The 18,554-nt window shown below is 59.6% G+C and carries 18 protein-coding genes; 4 read left to right on the plus strand and 14 right to left on the minus strand.

What is annotated here, in order from left to right; translation table 11 throughout:
* Position 1 precedes the first annotated feature (1 nt).
* The 9 genes from ACR0JW_RS11655 to trpS form a co-directional block, all read right to left on the minus strand.
* A complete protein-coding gene (locus ACR0JW_RS11655) occupies positions 2-1,531 on the minus strand; it encodes an ABC transporter ATP-binding protein (RefSeq protein ID WP_170615669.1) in 1,530 nt (509 codons plus the stop codon).
* A gap of 89 nt (positions 1,532-1,620) precedes the next feature.
* Positions 1,621-2,619, minus strand: coding sequence for a BMP family lipoprotein (locus ACR0JW_RS11660; RefSeq protein WP_170615671.1), 999 nt, complete (start codon positions 2,617-2,619; stop codon positions 1,621-1,623).
* A gap of 158 nt (positions 2,620-2,777) precedes the next feature.
* A complete protein-coding gene (locus tag ACR0JW_RS11665; RefSeq protein WP_170681849.1) occupies positions 2,778-3,191 on the minus strand; it encodes a GNAT family N-acetyltransferase in 414 nt (137 codons plus the stop codon).
* On the minus strand, positions 3,188-3,778 hold the full coding sequence (gene tsaB / locus ACR0JW_RS11670) for a tRNA (adenosine(37)-N6)-threonylcarbamoyltransferase complex dimerization subunit type 1 TsaB (RefSeq protein ID WP_480713938.1): 591 nt from the start codon (positions 3,776-3,778) through the stop codon (positions 3,188-3,190). The genes ACR0JW_RS11665 and tsaB overlap by 4 nt, the downstream gene beginning before the upstream one ends.
* Positions 3,768-4,331, minus strand: coding sequence for a NifU family protein (locus ACR0JW_RS11675; protein WP_170615678.1), 564 nt, complete (start codon positions 4,329-4,331; stop codon positions 3,768-3,770). The genes tsaB and ACR0JW_RS11675 overlap by 11 nt, the downstream gene beginning before the upstream one ends.
* Positions 4,332-4,400: 69 nt before the next feature.
* Positions 4,401-4,994 carry a 2-hydroxychromene-2-carboxylate isomerase gene (locus ACR0JW_RS11680; RefSeq protein WP_170681847.1) on the minus strand — a complete coding sequence of 198 codons (594 nt, stop codon included), beginning with the start codon at positions 4,992-4,994 and terminating at the stop codon, positions 4,401-4,403.
* 9 nt (positions 4,995-5,003) lie between these two features.
* The gene (locus tag ACR0JW_RS11685; RefSeq protein ID WP_170615682.1) at positions 5,004-5,459 is read right to left on the minus strand and encodes a universal stress protein; all 456 of its coding nucleotides are present in this window, start codon (positions 5,457-5,459) and stop codon (positions 5,004-5,006) included.
* Between the two features lie 77 nt (positions 5,460-5,536).
* Positions 5,537-6,400 carry a branched-chain amino acid aminotransferase gene (locus tag ACR0JW_RS11690; protein WP_480713939.1) on the minus strand — a complete coding sequence of 288 codons (864 nt, stop codon included), beginning with the start codon at positions 6,398-6,400 and terminating at the stop codon, positions 5,537-5,539.
* 58 nt (positions 6,401-6,458) lie between these two features.
* A complete protein-coding gene (gene trpS / locus ACR0JW_RS11695; RefSeq protein WP_170615686.1) occupies positions 6,459-7,487 on the minus strand; it encodes a tryptophan--tRNA ligase in 1,029 nt (342 codons plus the stop codon).
* 86 nt (positions 7,488-7,573) lie between these two features.
* On the opposite strand from trpS, the gene ACR0JW_RS11700 reads away from it, so the two are divergent.
* On the plus strand, positions 7,574-8,260 hold the full coding sequence (locus ACR0JW_RS11700; RefSeq protein WP_170681845.1) for a rhomboid family intramembrane serine protease: 687 nt from the start codon (positions 7,574-7,576) through the stop codon (positions 8,258-8,260).
* A gap of 4 nt (positions 8,261-8,264) precedes the next feature.
* Here the strand turns inward: ACR0JW_RS11700 and murJ are convergent, their stop codons facing one another.
* From murJ to ACR0JW_RS11715, 3 genes are read right to left on the minus strand one after another with little or no spacing between them, the layout of a single operon-like run.
* Positions 8,265-9,806 carry a murein biosynthesis integral membrane protein MurJ gene (gene murJ / locus ACR0JW_RS11705; RefSeq protein WP_170681844.1) on the minus strand — a complete coding sequence of 514 codons (1,542 nt, stop codon included), beginning with the start codon at positions 9,804-9,806 and terminating at the stop codon, positions 8,265-8,267.
* Positions 9,803-12,601, minus strand: coding sequence for a [protein-PII] uridylyltransferase (locus tag ACR0JW_RS11710; RefSeq protein WP_170681843.1), 2,799 nt, complete (start codon positions 12,599-12,601; stop codon positions 9,803-9,805). The genes murJ and ACR0JW_RS11710 overlap by 4 nt, the downstream gene beginning before the upstream one ends.
* Positions 12,561-13,733: a penicillin-binding protein activator gene (locus ACR0JW_RS11715; RefSeq protein WP_170681842.1), complete on the minus strand. Its 1,173-nt coding sequence runs from the start codon at positions 13,731-13,733 to the stop codon at positions 12,561-12,563. The genes ACR0JW_RS11710 and ACR0JW_RS11715 overlap by 41 nt, the downstream gene beginning before the upstream one ends.
* A gap of 88 nt (positions 13,734-13,821) precedes the next feature.
* On the opposite strand from ACR0JW_RS11715, the gene rsmI reads away from it, so the two are divergent.
* The 3 genes from rsmI (at position 13,822) to gshB (ending at position 16,046) form a co-directional block, all read left to right on the plus strand.
* Positions 13,822-14,679, plus strand: a complete 858-nt coding sequence (rsmI, locus tag ACR0JW_RS11720) for a 16S rRNA (cytidine(1402)-2'-O)-methyltransferase (protein WP_170681841.1) — start codon at positions 13,822-13,824, stop codon at positions 14,677-14,679.
* A 1-nt stretch (position 14,680) separates the two neighbouring features.
* Positions 14,681-15,052 (plus strand): YraN family protein, encoded by a 372-nt coding sequence (locus ACR0JW_RS11725; RefSeq protein WP_170681840.1) that lies wholly within the window; start codon positions 14,681-14,683, stop codon positions 15,050-15,052.
* 61 nt (positions 15,053-15,113) lie between these two features.
* A complete protein-coding gene (gene gshB, locus ACR0JW_RS11730) occupies positions 15,114-16,046 on the plus strand; it encodes a glutathione synthase (protein WP_170681839.1) in 933 nt (310 codons plus the stop codon).
* Here the strand turns inward: gshB and ACR0JW_RS11735 are convergent.
* Both ACR0JW_RS11735 and ACR0JW_RS11740 read right to left on the minus strand, forming a co-directional pair.
* Positions 16,043-17,557 (minus strand): YifB family Mg chelatase-like AAA ATPase, encoded by a 1,515-nt coding sequence (locus ACR0JW_RS11735; RefSeq protein ID WP_480713940.1) that lies wholly within the window; start codon positions 17,555-17,557, stop codon positions 16,043-16,045. The genes gshB and ACR0JW_RS11735 overlap by 4 nt on opposite strands.
* A gap of 70 nt (positions 17,558-17,627) precedes the next feature.
* Complete coding sequence (locus tag ACR0JW_RS11740; protein ID WP_170825254.1) at positions 17,628-18,500, minus strand: glutathione S-transferase; 873 nt, start codon at positions 18,498-18,500, stop codon at positions 17,628-17,630.
* Between the last annotated feature and the right edge of the window lie 54 nt (positions 18,501-18,554).

Raw genomic sequence — 18,554 nt, forward strand, 5'->3', positions numbered from 1 at the left:
ATTACGCCGCCTCTCCCGCCACACCGGCCATCAACAGGCCCAGTTCTTTTTCATCTGTCTCATGGGGCAGACGTTCGCCCATGATATGTCCGTCAAACATCACCGCAATCCGGTCGGACAACGAGAAGATCTCTTCCAACTCGACCGAGACCAGCAGGATTGCCTTGCCCTGATCACGCAGTGCGACGATCTGTTTGTGAATGAATTCGATCGCACCAATGTCCACACCGCGTGTGGGCTGGCCGACCAGCAGCAGGTCGGGGTTGCGCTCGATCTCGCGGGCAACGACGATTTTCTGCTGGTTTCCGCCCGAGAAGCTTTTGGCTGTCAGCCACGGGTTGGGCGGGCGGACGTCGAATTTCTCGATCTTGGCCTCGGTATCGGCCCGAAGGGCAGCGTTGTCCATGAAAATGCCGCGCTTGTAGGCAGGGTCACGGTGATAGCCGAAGGCGACGTTTTCCCAAGCGTGGAAATTCATGATCAGACCTTCGCGCTGCCGGTCTTCGGGGACATGCGCGATGTGCTGATCGCGGCGCGCGCGCCCGTCCGAACCCGGCCCGCTCAGCGCCAGTGGGGTGCCGTTCAGCTTGATGGACCCCTGCCCCGGTCGCATTCCGCCCAGAACTTCCAGCAATTCGGACTGACCATTGCCAGCAACACCGGCGATGCCGACGATCTCACCGGCACGGATCGTCAGGTCGATACCTTTTACGCGCTCGACACCCGCCTGATCGCTCACCCGCAGATTCTCGATCTCCAGCACCGGTTTGCCGGGCTGGGCGGGCACTTTATCGACTTGCAGCAGGACCTTCCGGCCAACCATCAGCTCGGCCAGTTCCTCGGGGCTGGTGTCGGCAGTCTTGACCGTCGCAGTCATCTGCCCGCGGCGCATGACCGAGACCGTATCGGTGTTCTCCATGATCTCACGCAGCTTGTGCGTGATCACGATGATGGTCTTCCCCTCGGCCCGCAGACGGTCAAGGATGCGGAACAGCTGATCGGCCTCAGCCGGGGTCAGAACGCCGGTCGGCTCGTCCAGAATCAAAATCTCGGCCTTGCGATACAGGGCTTTCAGGATTTCGACACGCTGTTGCATGCCCACGCCGATCTCGTCGATGCGTTTGTCCGGATCCACGAACAGTTCGTACTCTTCTTCCAGCGCTTTCAGTTCCTTGCGCGCCTTGGACAAAGACGGGGCCAGCAGCCCGCCGTCTTCAGCGCCCAGAACAATGTTCTCCAGAACGGTGAAATTCTCGACCAGTTTGAAGTGCTGGAACACCATCCCGATCCCCGAGGCAATCGCGGCCTGGCTGTCAGGGATTTCGGTCTTTGTCCCGTTGATCCAGATCTCGCCTTTGTCGGCTTTGTAAAACCCGTAGAGGATGCTCATCAGCGTGGATTTGCCCGCACCGTTTTCACCGATGATCCCGTGGATCGTGCCGGGGGCGACGCTGATGGAAATGTCTTTGTTGGCCTGAACCGGCCCAAAGGCTTTGGAAATCCCTTTGAGCTCAATGGCGGGGACGGTCATGTCTTGCCCTCAATTGCCGAAGGGCCGCGTAGTCAAACAGCGGCAGAGTGAGTTGGGACGGGAGATAAAATCCCCCGTCCCATGCGATATCAGAACTGCAGTGCCGGGCAGCTGTCGTTCTCGTAGTAGCTGACAACAGAGATGTCCCCGTCGATGATGCCACGACGTGCAGCTTCTACGGCATCAGCCATCTGGGGGTGTACCAGCTCGCGGTTGTTATCGTCGATTGCGACGCCAACTCCGTCTTCGGCCAGACCCATGGCGAATACGCCGGTTTCAAGGTCTTCACCCGCTTTCATCGCTTCATAAACAGCAACGTCCACACGTTTCAGCATCGAAGTCAGAACCTTGCCCGGGTGCAGGTGGTTCTGATTGCTGTCCACGCCGATCGACAGGATGCCTTCGTCCGCCGCAGTTTGCAGAACGCCAACACCGGTGCCGCCGGCAGCCGCATAGATTACATCAGCGCCCTGGCTGATCTGGGCTTTGGTCAGTTCCGAACCCTTTACAGGGTCGTTCCATGCGGCCGGGGTGGTGCCGGTCATGTTGGCTACCACGTTGATGTCCGGGTTCACGGCCTTGGCGCCCTGTGCATAGCCGCAACCGAAGTGGCGGATCAGCGGAATGTCCATGCCGCCAATAAAGCCGACGGTGCCGGACTTGGACGCCATCGCGGCCATCATGCCGACCAAATACGAGCCTTCATGCTCGGCAAAGCCGATCTGACGGATGTTCGGCGCGTCCAGCCAGGTTACGTCAACCGCGACGAACTTGGTGTCCGGATAGTCGCCTGCAACAGCAGACAGCGGATCGGCCATTGCAAAACCCATGGTGATGATCGGGTTGGCACCGGCTTCGGCAAAGCGGCGCAGGGCCTGCTCGCGCTGGGCTTCGGACTGAAGCTCGATCTCGCGGTAGGTACCGCCGGTCTGATTGGCCCAACGTGACGCGCCGTTATGGGCCGCTTCGTTGAACGATTTGTCGAACTTACCACCCAGGTCAAAGATCAGGGCCGGTTCTGCAATTGCGGCACCCGCTGTCATCGCGACTGCGGCTGCGGCACCCATCAAGGATTTCATCAGGGTCATTGGTTACTCCCGTTTTGTTTTTTTGTCGGCTGGAGCCAAGATAGCCCCCTTTACCCACTCAGAGCGAGCATAACTGTTGTGATGGCGGGAATTAAGGCCGTTTGCAACAGCCATGGTCAACCACTAATTTGACCAATCGGTAAAAAACTTGCCTGCCTTCAGATCAGGCGGCATTCCATTTGGATTGCATCGAGCTTCTGATTGTTTTCATGAAGGTAATACCCCTTACGCAGGCCGCAGACCTTGTAACCACAGCTCTGATAAAGGGAAATTGCCGGCAAATTGTCGGCCGCTACGTCTAGAAAAGTATGAGTGGCACCCAGTTTTTTTGCCTTGTTGTGCCAGTCTTTCATGCATTGCCTTGCAAGCCCCTGCCTTTGATAGGCCGGGTGAGTTGCAATCGTCAAAAGCTCCGCCTGATCGGCAATAACCTGAATGACGGCAAATGATCTTTCATTTCCAACAACATGCGTGAATCTGTTTTCCAGAAGATCACAAAACTCCTGGGCGCTCCACGGGCGGGCTCGGGTAAAAGCCGCGGCATGCGTCCTTGCAAGATCCTGCGGTTTCATTCGTCCAGCAACACCGGAGGCAGATCTTTCGACGGGGCCGCATCGGCCGCACGGATATAGAGCGGCGCTGGTGCCCCTGATACAGACTGCCAGCGACGCGACGTAATCCGGGCAATCGCGCGGGCTTGCAAATCCGCGTTGTCGTTCAGAACCAGGGCTCCAAACGTTTCTGCCGTCTCTTGGCCGATCAGTTCCGGGCCAGAATCATGCAAGGAAACATAAACCTGCTCTCGCGGCGCGCGAATCGCAGAGATGCTGCCCTGAGGCGCAAATTCGGCCAGAGCATCGAATCCCGTCACGCCGACAGCCGGAATTCCCAGGCCCAGCGCCAAACCGCGCGCGGCAGAAACCGAGATTCGGATTCCGGTGAAATTGCCCGGACCTATGCCAACGCCGATCGCATCCAAATCCGCCCAAGTACACCCGCCCAGGGCCAGAACCTCGTGCAGCAGCGGCATCAGGCGTTCCGCCTGGCCGCGCGTCATGGGTTCAGCGCAGGAGGTCACGATTTCGCCGTCCCGCAACAAAGCGGCCGCGCAATGCGCGGCCGATGTGTCGAATGCCAGTATGATCGGATCAGACGGCAACCGGGCGGACCTCGGTCACTTCGGGGATGTAGTGTCGCAGCAGGTTCTCGATCCCCATTTTCAGGGTCAGGGTCGACGATGGGCAGCCCGCACAGGCACCCTGCATATGCAGATATACGACACCGCGGTCAAAGCCGTGAAAGGTGATGTCCCCACCATCCTGCGCCACGGCCGGACGCACGCGGCTGTCCAGCAGGTCTTTGATCTGATTGACGATTTCGGCGTCCTCGCCAGTATGTTCGGCATGCCCCGAGGCGGTTGCGGCGTCTGCGCCCATAACCGGCTGACCGGACTGGTAGTGTTCCATCACCGCGCCCAGAATTGCGGGCTTGATGTGATCCCACTGCACGTCGTCAGACTTCGTGACTGTTACAAAATCATTGCCGAAGAAAACTCCGGTAACGCCGTTCACCTCAAAGATCCGCTTGGCCAGGGGTGACTTCTCGGCAGCTTCGGCCGTTGGGAAGTCTGCCGTACCCGCTTCCAGAACGGTTTGGCCGGGCAGGAATTTCAATGTTGCAGGGTTGGGCGTCGATTCGGTTTGAATGAACATGGCGCGGCTCCGGTTGGGTTGTACCTGATATGCGGGCAGGCGCCGTGGAAGTCAAGATTTGGAACGATTCTAAATCGTACTGGCAAAATCGACCGCATCCTCCAGCCGGTCATCCCCCCAGAACAGCTCGTCGCCTGCTACAAAACTGGGCGCTCCGAACAGGTCCAGGGCCTGAGCGCGCTTGGACTGCTCGAACAAAGCTTCCTTGATGGCCGGATCCTTTGATCGCGCAATCATATCGCTGCGCAACCCGGCAACGACAAGACAATCAGCCAGCACGCTTTCGTCCGAGATTGTGCGCCCGTCGGCAAATTCTGCATGGTACACAGCGCGCGCAAATGCCGCTTTTTGGTCCTGATCCTCGATGGCCAGAACCAGCCGGGCGGCCAGAACTCCGTTTTGGGGAAAAGGGTTCGGATGCACGAAAGCCAACCCGCGCTTTTTGCACAGACGTTCCATATCACGCCACATGTAGCGCCCTTTGGCGGGATAGATATTGAACGGAGAATTGTCCCATCCCTGCGCGGCGAAAATCGGACCCAGAAGAAAGGGCTGCCAATCCACGGCAACCCCTTTTTGCGCCGCCACCAGTTCAACCCGCATCGCACTGAGATAGGAATAGGTCGAAGCAAATTCGAACCAGAATTGGATACGGCGGGTCATATTGGGGCCTCAGGTAATAGCTTCCAGCTTTTCCTTGCTCAGATCCCCGGGCACGATGGTGATCGGGATCGGAAGACTGCCGGAATTGCGTGTGAGTTGCGTCACCAGCGGGCCGGGCCCTTTCTTTTCGACGCCCGCACCCAGAACAAGCACCCCGATTTCAGGGTCCGACTGGACATGTTCAATGATCTGCGGCACCGGATCGCCTTCGCGGATGGCCAGTTCGGGTTCGATACCCTGCTTGTCGCGCATCCATTTCGCAAACACCTCGAAATGTGCGTGAATGCGCTCGCGCGCTTCTTCCCGCATGACTTCCGCCACACCGATCCAGTGGTTGAACTCATCCGGAGGGATGACCGACAGAACCGTTACCCCTCCGCCGGTATGCGCCGCACGCATTGCCGCGAAACGCATGGCATTCAGGCATTCGCGGCTGTCGTCAAGTATGACCAGGAACTTACGCATTTGTATCCTCTTTTGTTTCCGGGATCATGCCCGACAGTGGGGATACTGGCAACTCGGAAGCGCGCCGCATTGACGTGTTAGCGGTTGCTGGCGGCCCAGTCCCAATACAACTCACGGGCGCGGCGGGAAATCGGGCCAACCTGATACCGGGTATCTTCCAGTGCCGTGACCGGTGTGACCTTGTTCATGTTCCCGGTCATGAACACTTCGTCAGCGTTGTGGAAGTCATCAAAGCTCAGGATGGCTTCGTGCACGGTGACGCCGTCCGCCCTCAGGTTCTTGATATGACGGGCGCGCGTGATCCCGGCCAAAAAGGTTCCGTTCGGGGTGGGTGTGAACACCTCGCCGTCGCGAACCATGAAAATGTTGGCCGTTGCGGTTTCCGCCACATGTCCAAGGGCGTCAGTGACAAGCGCATTTGAAAACCCTTTTCCGCGCACCTCCTGCAACATGCGGGCGTTGTTGGGGTAAAGACAGCCGGCCTTGGCATTCACGACTGCGGATTCCAATACCGGGCGACGGAATCGTGTGGTGCCCAGCGTTGCCGAGGCAGTCTCGGGCGCCATCGGAATTTCTTCCAGACAGACCGCGAAACCGGTGCTGTTTTCCTGCGGAACGATCGCGGTCGCGTCGCCATCGATACCCCAGTACATCGGACGGATATAGACAGCGGCATCGGGGCTGTAGCCTTCCAACCCCTCGCGGACGATCCAGATCATTTGATCAGTGGTTACGAATGGCGTCAGCATAAGCGCCTCGGCCGAGCGATTCACGCGGGCACAATGCGCCTCAAGATCTGGGGCCATGCCATCAAAATACCGCGCCCCATCAAAGACGGACGATCCCAGCCAAGCACCGTGATCGGCCGCGCGCATGATCGGGGCATCCCCGTTATGCCACTGACCCTCGAAATAGGTACGTATATTTTTGCCGACTGCCATGGCGCCCTCCCTAGCTTTTGGCAAACCTAGGAAGGCGTTGAGGCAACGTCCAGCGTAATCAGCCCTGTTTGGCGCCGACCATGCCGACGATTTCGTAGGTCTGCTGCAGGATCGGAGATGCAATCGCGCGGGCCTTCTCGGCGCCCCGTGCCAAAATCTGGTCGATCTCGGCCTCTTCGCCCATCAGTCGGGCCATCTCGGACGAGATCGGCGCCAGCTTCGACACCGCCAGTTCGGCCAGCATCGGTTTGAACTCGCCGAACTGCTTGCCGCCTGCTTCGGCCAGAACCTGCTCGGCAGTCTGGTCGCTGAGGGCGGCATAGATGTTTACCAGATTGCGCGCCTCCGGGCGTTCTGCCAGCCCGTCGATCTCGGACGGCAGCGCATCCGGGTCTGTCTTGGCCTTGCGAATCTTCTTGGCGATCGCGTCGGCGTCATCGGTCATGTTGATCCGGGTCATGTCGGACGGATCCGAAGACGACATCTTGCGTGTTCCGTCGCGCAGGTTCATCACACGCGGCGCAGCACCACCGATGACCGGTTCGGTCACAGGGAAGAAATCCACCCCATAGTCGTGATTGAACTTGATCGCGATGTCACGGGTCAGTTCCAGATGCTGTTTCTGATCCTCTCCCACAGGCACATGGGTTGCGTGATAGGTCAGAATGTCCGCCGCCATCAGCGCAGGATAGGCAAACAGACCCAACGAGGCGTTTTGCGCATTCTTGCCCGCCTTGTCCTTGAACTGCGTCATCCGCTGCATCCAGCCCATCCGGGCGATACAGTTGAAGATCCACGCAAGCTGCGTGTGTTCGGCCACCTGGCTCTGGTTGAAAAGGATCGACTTTTCCGGATCAAGACCGGCGGCGATAAAACCCGCGCAAACCTCGCGGGTCTTTTCGCGCAGACGCTCCGGGTCTTGCCAGACGGTGATCGCGTGCAGGTCGACCATGCAATAGATGGTCTCGAACTCAGGGCCCTGCATATCCACAAAACGCTTGAGCGCACCGAGGTAGTTGCCAAGGTGCAGGTTTCCCGAAGGCTGGATGCCGGAAAACACGCGCGGCGTGAATTGAGTTTCGGTCATCGAAGGGAACTCCCGTCTGGAAAAATCAGCCCCCGTCGCTTACCCATGAGGTCAAGGGACGTCAACAGCCGCGAAAGGCCCGCCCAATGAGCAGTGAACAATATACACCTGCCGTGAACCCTCTGCCGCCTGTCGTTGTGGCGCTGGTGTTGTTCATCATGGGTATCGAACTGGCGTTTTCCCTTGGTACGCGCGGGATCGTCGGCGGACCTTCGGCTGTCGGATGGCGGCTGGACGCGCTGCAAAGCTATGCCTTCTCGCCGGACATCTTCGACTGGATGGTTCAAAACGGGCGGTGGCCCTTCGAACATGTTGTCCGGTTCGTGACCTATCCCTTTGTCTCGGCCAATTTCACGCAGGCCATTTTTGTCTGCGTGTTCGTGCTGGCAATGGGCAAAATGGTGGCCGAGGTGTTTGGCGGCTTTCCCATGCTGTTGATCTTTGTGCTGTCAGGTATCGGCGGTGCACTGGCCTATGCGCTGATCCTGGATCCCCGATACCCGCTGGTCGGCGGGTTCCCACCGGTCTACGGTCTGATCGGCGCGTTCACCTGGCTTTTGTGGCGCAAACTGTCGCTGGTCGGCGAAAACCAGTCACGCGCTTTCAGCCTGATTGCCGTGCTGATGGGTATCCAACTGCTGTTCGGCCTGCTGTTTGGCGGCACGTCCGACTGGGTTGCCGATCTGGGCGGGTTTGCCACCGGCTTTGGCCTGTCATTCTTTTTGGCCCCGGGTGGATGGGCCCGGATTGTAGGGCGCATCCGGCGCGACTGACGGATCAGGACCGGCGCAAGGCGCGCCTGAATTCCGATACTTCAAAAGCCCGCAACAGGTGGCCCAGCGCGAAATAGGTGATCGCGGCAATCGCAATCAGCAGGAACAGGGCCGGATAACGCCATCCTGGCAGGGCAAAGACCCAGCCGAATAGGTGCAGCGCAACAAACAACACAACGCCCATTCCAACCGAAGCCGCGACGATCCGCCAAGCACGGCGCTTGAAGCGGGCGTCAAAGCGGGCCTCTTCCCCCATCCGGCGTGCGCCGATGGCCAGAAGCGCCACCATCGCCCACCCGGCAGCCGAAGCCGCAATGGCGGGCGCGATCCAGCCCACAACCGGATACAGGCCAAAGGCCAGGGCAGCATTCACGATCATGGCCACCACCGCATAGTGAAACGGCGTGCGGGTGTTTTCCCGTGCGAAGAATAGCGGCTGCAGCAGCTTTTGCAGCATGAAGGCTGGCAGACCGACCCCGTAAATCGCAACGGCCAGCGCCGTGGCTGCTGTGTCTTCGGGGCCGAACTGGCCCCGCTCGAACAGCACCGAAACCAGTGGCGTGGGAATGATCACAAACGCCACAGTCGATGGGATGGTCAGCAGCAGCGTGAATTCGCCCGCACGGGAGAAGGCGTTGCGCGCGCCATCCTTGTCGCCCGCGCGCAAACGGCGCGAAAGATCGGGCAGCAGCACGATGCCCACCGCAATGCCCACGACGCCCAGCGGCAGCTGATACAGCCGGTCCGCCGCAAACAACCAGCTGACGGCTTTTTCGGTTTTCGACGCCACCAACTGGCCCACCACCAGGTTGACCTGCGTCACGCCCATCGCCAATGCAGCAGGAACCGCGACACGAACCAGATTGCGCATCTCAGGGCTGAGCTTGGGAAGCCCGGGACGAATACGGATACCTGCGCGCTCGGTTGCGACCCAGACCAGTGCCAACTGTGCGACACCGGCCGCCGGAATGACCGCCAGCAGCCAGCGGATGACTTCGCCACCGGATACAGCACCAAGAATAAGGGCCGAACAGGCAAAGATGTTCAGCAACACCGGCGCGGCCGCAGCGGCGGCAAACCGGCCCGTCGCGTTCAGGACGCCAGAAAACAAGGCCGCCAGCGACATGAACAGGATGTAGGGAAAGACGATATACCCATAGTCCACCGCCAGATCGAAACGTTCGTCGCCATAGAAGCCCTCGGCCGTGACCCAGACCAGCGCGGGCATGAAGACCATAGCGAGGCCGACCAGCGCCAACACAGCCAACGCCAACAGGTTGAAGGCGTCCTGCGCAAACCCTTGTGCGTTCTCGCCGCCCTCAAGGCGCTTTGAGAACATCGGAACAAACGCTGCGTTGAACGCGCCTTCGGCGAAGAAGCGACGGAACATGTTGGGCAGGCGGAAGGCCGCGACAAATGCATCCATGACTGGCCCCGGACCAATATAGGCGGCCAGAAGGATTTCGCGCAGAAATCCCAGGATGCGGCTGGCAAGCGTCCAGAAGCCGACCGTGAACAGGCCCGAAAACAGACGGATCTGCTTCATGAGGCCGCGCGCTCGGCGCCTTCGGTGATCGCTTTACGCAGCTTGGCTTCCAGCCCGCGCTGCTTGCTTTCCGAATAGTATTTCAACCCGAACATATCCTTGACATAGAAGGTGTCGACCACTTGTTCGCCGTAGGTCGCGATCACAGCATTGGCGATATACACGTTGGATGCCGCCAGGGTTCGGGTCAGGTCAAACAGCAAACCGGGACGGTCGCGGGTATCGACCTCGATGATCGTGTATATTTCAGACCCGTCATTGTCGAACATGATGTGGGTCGGAACGTTGAAGGCGCGTTCGCGTTTTTTGATCTTGTCCCGCGATTTCAGCGCATCGCGCGCCACCACCTCACCCTTGAGGGTTTTGTGGATCATCTGGGTCAGGCGTGGCAGGCGGCTGGCTTCGAATGGGTGGCCTTCGGCATCCTGTATCCAGAACGCATCGGTCACATAGCCGTCCTTGGTCGTATAACTGCGTGCATCCACGACGTTGGCCCCGACCAGCGCCAGCGCGCCGGCGATCCGCGCGAAAATTCCGGGGTGATCGCCCATGGCGAAACAGGCGCGGGTGGCATCGCGGTCTTCGTCCGGGTGCAGGCGGATTTCCATCGCTCCGGGGTCGCCGCTGGTTTCCAAAGCCTGCAGCATCTCGGCAAATTCGATGTGGGTCGAAAGATTGAGGCCCTGCCAGTAAGGATCGTAGTGCCGTCCGGTTTCGGTTTTCAGGTCGGCCTTGGACCAGTCGTCCAGCGCAACCCGCAGTGCCTTCTTCGCCTCGGCCCCGCGGTTGGCCCGGTTCAGATCCTCCATCCCCGTTTCCAGCGCGCGTTTTGTTTCGGCATGCAGCGCGCGCAACAGGGTAGCCTTCCAGTTGTTCCATGTATCTGGGCCGACGCCGCGAATGTCACAAACCGTCAGCACCGTCAGAAGGTCCAGCCGTTTGACTGTCTGCACCGCCTTGGCAAAATCGCGCACCGTGCGCGGGTCGGAGATATCGCGTTTTTGCGCCATGTCCGACATCAGCAGGTGATAACGCACAAGCCATTCGACCGTTTCGGTATCTGACTTGTTCAACCCGAGACGCGGCGCAATCTTGCGGGCCATCTGGGCGCCGAAAATCGAGTGATCTTCAGGCCGCCCCTTGGCAATGTCATGCAACAGCAGCGCCACATACAGAACCTTGCGATTGACGCCCACTTTCAGGATCGACGAGGCGAGCGGCAGCGATTCAACCAATTCTCCGCGTTCGATCTGCGCCAGGTTGACGATGCACTGGATGGTGTGCTCGTCCACCGTATAGCTGTGATACATATTGAACTGCATCATCGCCACGATGGGCTCGAACTCGGGCAGGAAGGCCGACAACACGCCAAGTTCGTTCATCCGGCGCAGGGCGCGTTCCGGGTTGCCGTGTTTCAGCATCAGATCGAGGAAGATGCGCTGCGCCTCTTTGTCATTGCGCATTTCATCGTCGATCAGATGCAGGTTGGCCGTGACCAGGCGCATTGCATCCGGGTGGATCAGCATCCCGGTCCGCAACCCTTCCTCAAACAGACGCAGCAGGTTCAGTTTGTCGGACAGAAACTTGTCCGGGTCACCAACATCCAGCCGGCCATGCACCACCGTGTAGCCTGATTTGACGCGGCGGCGGCGGCGAAAGATGCGTTCCAGCAGCGGCGCACCTTTTACATGCGCGGCCTCCAGCTTGGTCAGAAAGATCCGCGTCAGTTCTCCGACACGCGTTGCTTCCCGGAAATATCGCTGCATGAACACCTCGACCGCACGCCGACCGGCGCGGTCCTGATAGCCCATGCGGTCGGCAACCTCGACCTGCAGATCAAAGGTCAGCTGCTCGGTCGCGCGACCCGTGATCAGATGCAGATGCGACCGGACAGCCCAAAGGAACTCCTCGGCCTCGACAAAGCCCTTGAATTCATCAGGTGTAAACAAGCCAAGCGGAACAAGCTCGGCCACGTCGTGAACGCCATAGATGTACTTGGCGATCCAGTACAATGACTGCAAATCGCGCAGACCCCCTTTACCCTCTTTCACATTGGGCTCGACCATATATCGCTGGCCTTGCTTGAGGTGTCGTGCGTCCCGCTCCTGCAACTTGGCTTCGATGAATTCACGCTCGCTGCCCTTGAACAGGTCGGCTTTCAGGCGCTCTTCCAGCCCCGTCGCCAATTCCCTGTCCCCGGCAAGGTACCGCTGCTCGAGCATCGAAGTGCGGATCGTGAAATCATCCGCCCCCAAACGCAGGCAATCCCGGATCGTGCGCGATGAATGCCCGACCTTTAATCGCAGATCCCAAAGGATGTAGAGCATGGATTCGATCACGCTCTCGGCCCACGCGGTGATCTTGTAGGGGGTCAGAAACAGCAGATCGACATCGGATGAAGGGGCCATCTCGCCCCGGCCATACCCTCCGACCGCCAGAACCGCGATCTTTTCACCCTGGGTCGGATTGGCCAACGGGTGAAGATACCGGCCGGAGACCAGCATCGCGGTTCCGACCAACTGGTCCGTCAGGTAGGTGTACGATCGCGTCAATGGTCGCGCGGCAAAGGGTTGCTCCGCAAACGCATTGGCGATGGCCATGCGTCCGGCCTTCTGCGCATCACGCAAAACGCGCACGGTTTCCGCGCGCATTTCAGCATTGTCATTGCAGTTATCGAAGGCTTCAGACAAACGGGCACTGACGCCCTCACTGTCAAAAATCTCGTTTGCCGGGCAGATCAGGCTGCCTTCGGGCTCAGAGACCGGCGCCTGCAAAGCTTTGTGGAGCAGGGTCAATCACAACCACCTGTTTGTTCTGGATCGTGGCAACCGCCAGACCACGTTCATTTGTTCCATTCGATCGCAGACGGAAGATGCCGCCAACGCCCTGAAACCCAGCATTCTGAGTAAGCGCGGCACCTGTCAGCGCGTCCGATTTTCCCTGCCCGACCAATGCGCCGATGGCCGCGATGCCATCATAGGCCAAACCGCTGATCGGGTGCGGTGCCTCGCCATAGGTCGCATTGTACCGCTGGCGATAGGCTTGTGCCTTTGCCGGATCCGGCAAGGCAAACCAGCCGCCCTGCACACCCGGCAATTCCAGTGTTTGCGGCGGAATATCCCAGCGTGTCAGCCCGATGAATTGCGTCGTGGCCGGGGAAATGCCGGCCTCGGGCAGCAACTGGCTGAACAGCGGCAAGGCACCGGCGGTGGTTGCCGTCAGAAAGATCGAATCGGCCCCGGTTGCGTCGACCGTCGCCTTAATCGTGGGAACCGAGCCGATGACGCCCTGCTGCGAGCGGTCAAATCCAACCGAACCCGCATTGTTGACCCGGCTTGTGCTGAGGGCTGAAATGATTGCGGTTTGGCCCTGCTGACCTGCCCCATCGTTACTGTGAACGACGACCATTCCGGTTTTGCCCTGCTGGGCCGCGTAATTCACCAGCCGACCAGCCGTGTTTTCAAAGGTCGGTCCCAGCACAAACACGTTTCCACCGGCGACGCTGGTGTTGTTGGAAAAGGACAGAACATTGATGCTTTTGTCCAGAACGGCCAAACCGGCGGCATTGGCTGCCTGCGCGTAAACCGGGCCGATGATGATCTTCGCACCGTCATCCACGGCCTGTTTGGCCACCGTGCCGGCGATACCCGCGTTTCCTGCAGTGTCATAAACCCGAAGATCAATCTGCACATTCTGAAGATCCGCCATGGCCAGACGGGCGGCGTTTTCAAGGCTTTGGGCCAATGCCGCATCCCCCGATTGCGCCGATCCGCGTGGAACCAGTAGGGCGACAGGCACCGGTTTGGATGCGTTGATCGAAGGACCCCCACCCAGACCGCCGGGCTCACAAGCGGCCAGAAGCGCGGCAGTGGCGAGGACAACGGCGGATTTCGCCAACTTGCGAACGGGCTTGCAAACGGTAAACATCTAAATGAAAACTCCCTGATCCGGCGGCTTGGAACGCTGCTATTCTATTGAGCCGCGATAATAAACGTCATGCAGTGAGGGTCCAGCTTTGAATTTCCAGAAGGTCAGATTAGGCGCGGGATTGTATTTTGTTGCCACTCCGATCGGAACGGCGCGCGACATCACGCTCAGGGCGCTGGATGTACTGGCCTCGGTTGACATGATCGCCGCCGAAGACACCCGCAGCCTGCGGCGCCTGATGGAGATTCATGGAATCCCCTTGGAAGGGCGGCGTATCCAGGCCTACCACGACCACAGCAGTGCAGGCGCGCGCCAGAAAATCCTGGACGCCCTGGCGCAGGGATTGTCGGTGGCCTACGCATCCGAAGCCGGGATGCCGCTGATTGCCGACCCCGGCTACGATCTTGGACGACAGGCGGCCGAGGCCGGGCATTCCGTGACCTGTGCCCCGGGACCTTCTGCGGCCCTGATGGCCTTGACGCTTGCCGGTTTGCCCACGGATGCGTTCTTTTTTGCAGGCTTTCTTCCCAATGCCTCGGGCGCGCGCCGCAGCCGGATAGAGGCGCTGCGCGACATACCCGGTACGCTGGTGTTCTACGAATCACCAAAGCGCGTCGCCGCCAGCCTGTCCGATCTGGCCGAGGGTCTTGGACCCGACCGTCAGGCCGCGCTGTGCCGCGAACTGACCAAGAAATTTGAAGAGGTCCGGCGCGGCACGCTTGGCGATCTGGCCGACGCCTATCGCGGCGAAACCGTAAAAGGTGAAGTTGTCTTGCTGGTTGATCGCGGCCATTCGCAAACCGTTAAGGACTCTGACGTAGAAGAGGCTCTGCAAAGAGCTTTGGAAACCCATTCGGTTCGGGACGCGGCTGATCTTGTCTCGCAGATGTTCAAACTGCCGCGCCGCCCCCTCTATCAGAAGGCTCTGAAACTCGGGAAGGAGTGAAATGGCCAGTCGTTCGGTCAGAGGTTCAATTTCCTACCACGCGGGTCAGTCTGCGGAACTGTGCGTTGCAGCTGATTATGAACGACGTGGTTTTACCATCACTCACCGTCGTTGGCGCGGGGCCGGTGGTGAGATCGACCTGATTGCACGCGATGCGGACGGCATCGTCTTCATAGAAGTCAAGAAAAGCAGTAGTTTTGAAAAGGCCGCGGCGCGGATCAGCCCCCGCCAGATCAGCCGAATCTACGCCTCCGCAGCCCAGTTTCTGGAGCATGAACCCAATGGGCAGCTGACGAATGTCCGATTTGACGCGGCTCTGGTCGACGCGAGCGGAGCGGTTCAAATCATCGAAAACGCCTTCGGTCAGGTTTGATCGCCATTGAACCCCCTGCCCCTCTGCGCCATGTATCAGGCGAGAAAACGAGGGATACGCCATGAAAATCGCCTTTCAGATGGACCCAATCGGGACCGTGGACATCAATGCAGACAGTTCGTTCAGGCTGGCGGAAGAGGCACAGGCCCGCGGACATCAGTTGTTTTTCTACGGACCCGATCAACTGGCTTATCAGGAAGGTCGCATTACAGCGCTTGGCCGGGACATGACGGTACAGCGCGTTCCCGGCGATCCTGCGGTTCTGGGGCCAGAACGCGAAGTGGATCTGGCCGATTTCGACGTGATCTGGCTGCGGCAGGACCCACCGTTCGACATGCACTACATCACCTCCACGCACCTGTTGGACCGCCTGAACGGGCACGCCCTTGTGGTGAATGATCCCTTCTGGGTGCGCAACTACCCGGAAAAACTGCTGGTTCTGGATTTTCCTGACCTGACCCCGCCAACCACAATTGCGCGGGATCTGGAGACAATCAAAACCTTCAAGGAAAAACATGGCGACATCATCCTGAAGCCGCTCTACGGCAACGGCGGCGCCGGTGTGTTCCGCCTGGATACCAATGACCGCAACCTGACCTCGCTGCATGAACTTTTCACGGGCTTTTCGCGTGAACCTCTGATCGTGCAGAAATTCCTGCCCGATGTCCAAAACGGCGACAAACGCGTGATTCTGGTGGACGGGGAACCGGTTGGTGCCATCAACCGTGTTCCTGCAAAGGGCGAGACACGGTCCAACATGCACGTTGGCGGCCGGCCCGAAAAGATCGGCTTGTCCGACCGGGATCTGGAAATCTGCGCCAAGATCGGTCCGCTGCTGAAGGAAAAAGGCCAGGTGTTTGTCGGCATCGACGTGATCGGCGACTATCTGACCGAGATCAACGTCACCTCGCCCACCGGCATTCAGGAACTGGAACGGTTCGACGGGGTCAACGTCGCAGGCAAAATCTGGGACGCAATTGAGGAAAAGCTCTAGGCCATCGCCCGGGCGCTGATGCGAAAGCTCAGCGCTTCGGCCACATGGGGTTTGCGGATGTCAGGCGCGCCGTTGAGATCCGCAATCGTGCGCGCAACGCGCAGGATACGGTGGAACGCGCGGGCTGACAGTCCAAACCGTTCGGCCGCTTTCAACAGCAACTCCCTGCCTTCGGCGTCCGGCGCGGCAACCTCCTCCAGCAGCGCCCCCTCAATATCAGCGTTTTGACGCACCGACGGGTTTCCCTGAAATCGCGCTGCCTGAATGCCACGCGCCCGTTCCACGCGCGCTGCAACCACAGCCGAACTGTCACCTGACGGCGGCAGATCCAGATCGGTAAACCCGACCGGGGGAACTTCGATTCGCAGGTCAAAACGATCCATCAAAGGACCGGAAATGCGCCCCAGGTAATCCTCGCCACACATCGGAACCCGCGAACAGGCACGCGCAGGATCGCTCAGATAGCCGCATTTGCATGGGTTTGCGGCCGCAACCAGCATGAACCGGCAAGGGTATTTCACGTGCGCATTCGCGCGGGCGACCATGACCTCGCCGGTTTCGATTGGCTGGCGCAAAGTTTCCAGCACGGTGCGCGGAAACTCGGGGAACTCATCCATGAACAGCACCCCGTTATGGGCCAGCGAAATCTCACCGGGTTTGGCACCCTTTCCGCCGCCGACGATGGCCGCCATCGAAGCGGTGTGGTGCGGTTCGCGAAAGGGGCGGCTGCGGTTAATGCCGCCTTCGTCCAGCAAGCCGCAAAGGGACTGAATCATCGAGGTTTCCAATGTTTCGACCGCTGTCAGCGGTGGCAGGATACCGGGCAACCGGGCGGCCAGCATTGATTTGCCCGATCCCGGTGTGCCGATCATGATCAGGTGGTGTCGCCCCGCCGCAGCAATTTCCAGCGCCCGTTTGGCGCGTTCCTGCCCCTTCACATCGCGCAGGTCTCGCGCAATGGGCGCAAGTGTCACTTCGCCGGGCTGCGCGACCGGCAATGGCGACTGACCCGAGAAATGCCGGACCACATCGCCCAGAGATTCGGCGCCGATCACTTGCGTAGCATCAACCCAGGCCGCTTCGGCGCTTGAGGCTTTGGGGCACAACAGGGAACGATCCTCGGCAGCGGCGGTCATGGCCGCAGGCAAGGCGCCGACGACGGGGACCAGCGATCCATCCAGGGACAGCTCGCCCAGCGCAATTGTGCCTTCCACGGCATCGGCAGGAATGATCTCCAGCGCCGACAGCAGGGCCACGGCGATGGGCAGGTCGAAATGGCTGCCCTCTTTCGGTAGATCGGCGGGCGACAGGTTGATGGTGATCCGTTTGGACGGCAGGGCGATGGCCATGGAACTGAGGGCGCTGCGCACACGATCGCGCGCTTCGGACACGGCTTTGTCCGGCAGGCCTACGATCGAAAAGGCTGGCAACCCCGGTGAAACGGCGCACTGAACTTCGACCGGACGGGCATCAACCCCTTGAAATGCGACAGTGTGGGCGCGGGCAACCATTGTCTTCCTGTTGTTGGTTAACAGGACGTTGCTGCCATGGGTGCGGTTTAGGAATGGTTAACAGCGGTGTTCATTTCCCGACCATCGCCTTGAATTTCGGCCATGCTTCGGGGTCGGCCACCGTCTTGTCCCGACAGAACGCGTTGCAGAACCCCCAACTTGCGCCGTCAAGCTCCAGGAAGTGGGTGGCTACTTTACCGGAATAGGGACAGTTTTCATTGGCGGAGGGGCCGCTTGCAACTGGCCTCGCCTGTGAAACCCCGCCGATGGGCCACGGGATTGAAGAAAGGTCCTGTGCGTAAGGAAAAGGATCGTACTGCACGGTCAACCCCATGGCCCGCCATTGCCTTACACAAGGGTCCGAGAGCAGCTCCAGACAATAGTCGCGACTTGCCGATGACACCGGCAGCCCATAGCCAATGATGCGGGCCGCAACTGGTGTATAGAATACATCTGCCAGAGAATACGCGCCGAACAACGGACCCGAAGCCGCACCGGACACCGAACGAGCGTGATCCCACAATGTTTCGATGCGCTTCAGGTCTGACAGGGTTTCGGGCGAAGGGTCAAAACCCACCCAACAGTGAAGCAGTTGCATCGGGCATTGGCTGCGTAACGCCGAAAAACCCGAAACCATTTCAGTGCAAAGCCAGCGCGCGATTGCGCGGGCCGCCGGTTCGTCGGGCCACAAGCCTGCCTCGGCGTGCCGTTCAGCCAGCGCCTCGGCCATGGCCAGGCTTTCACCAACCACAGTTCCGTCCGGCAAACGCAAGGCCGGCACAAGCCGTGCCGGAGCCAGAGGTTTCATGTCTTCGTCCATCGTGCCGGAATACAGACCGATCAAATGGCTTCGATAAGGCAGGCCGAACTTTTCCAGCATCAGCCATCCACGCATGGACCAGCTGGAAAACAGGCGGTCCCCGATATACAGGTCATAAGTCATGCGGCAACGATGCCGCAGGGCTTTGCATCAGTAAATCAGAGAATTGTGGGCACT

Source organism: Ruegeria sp. BG6 (genome assembly GCF_056538465.1).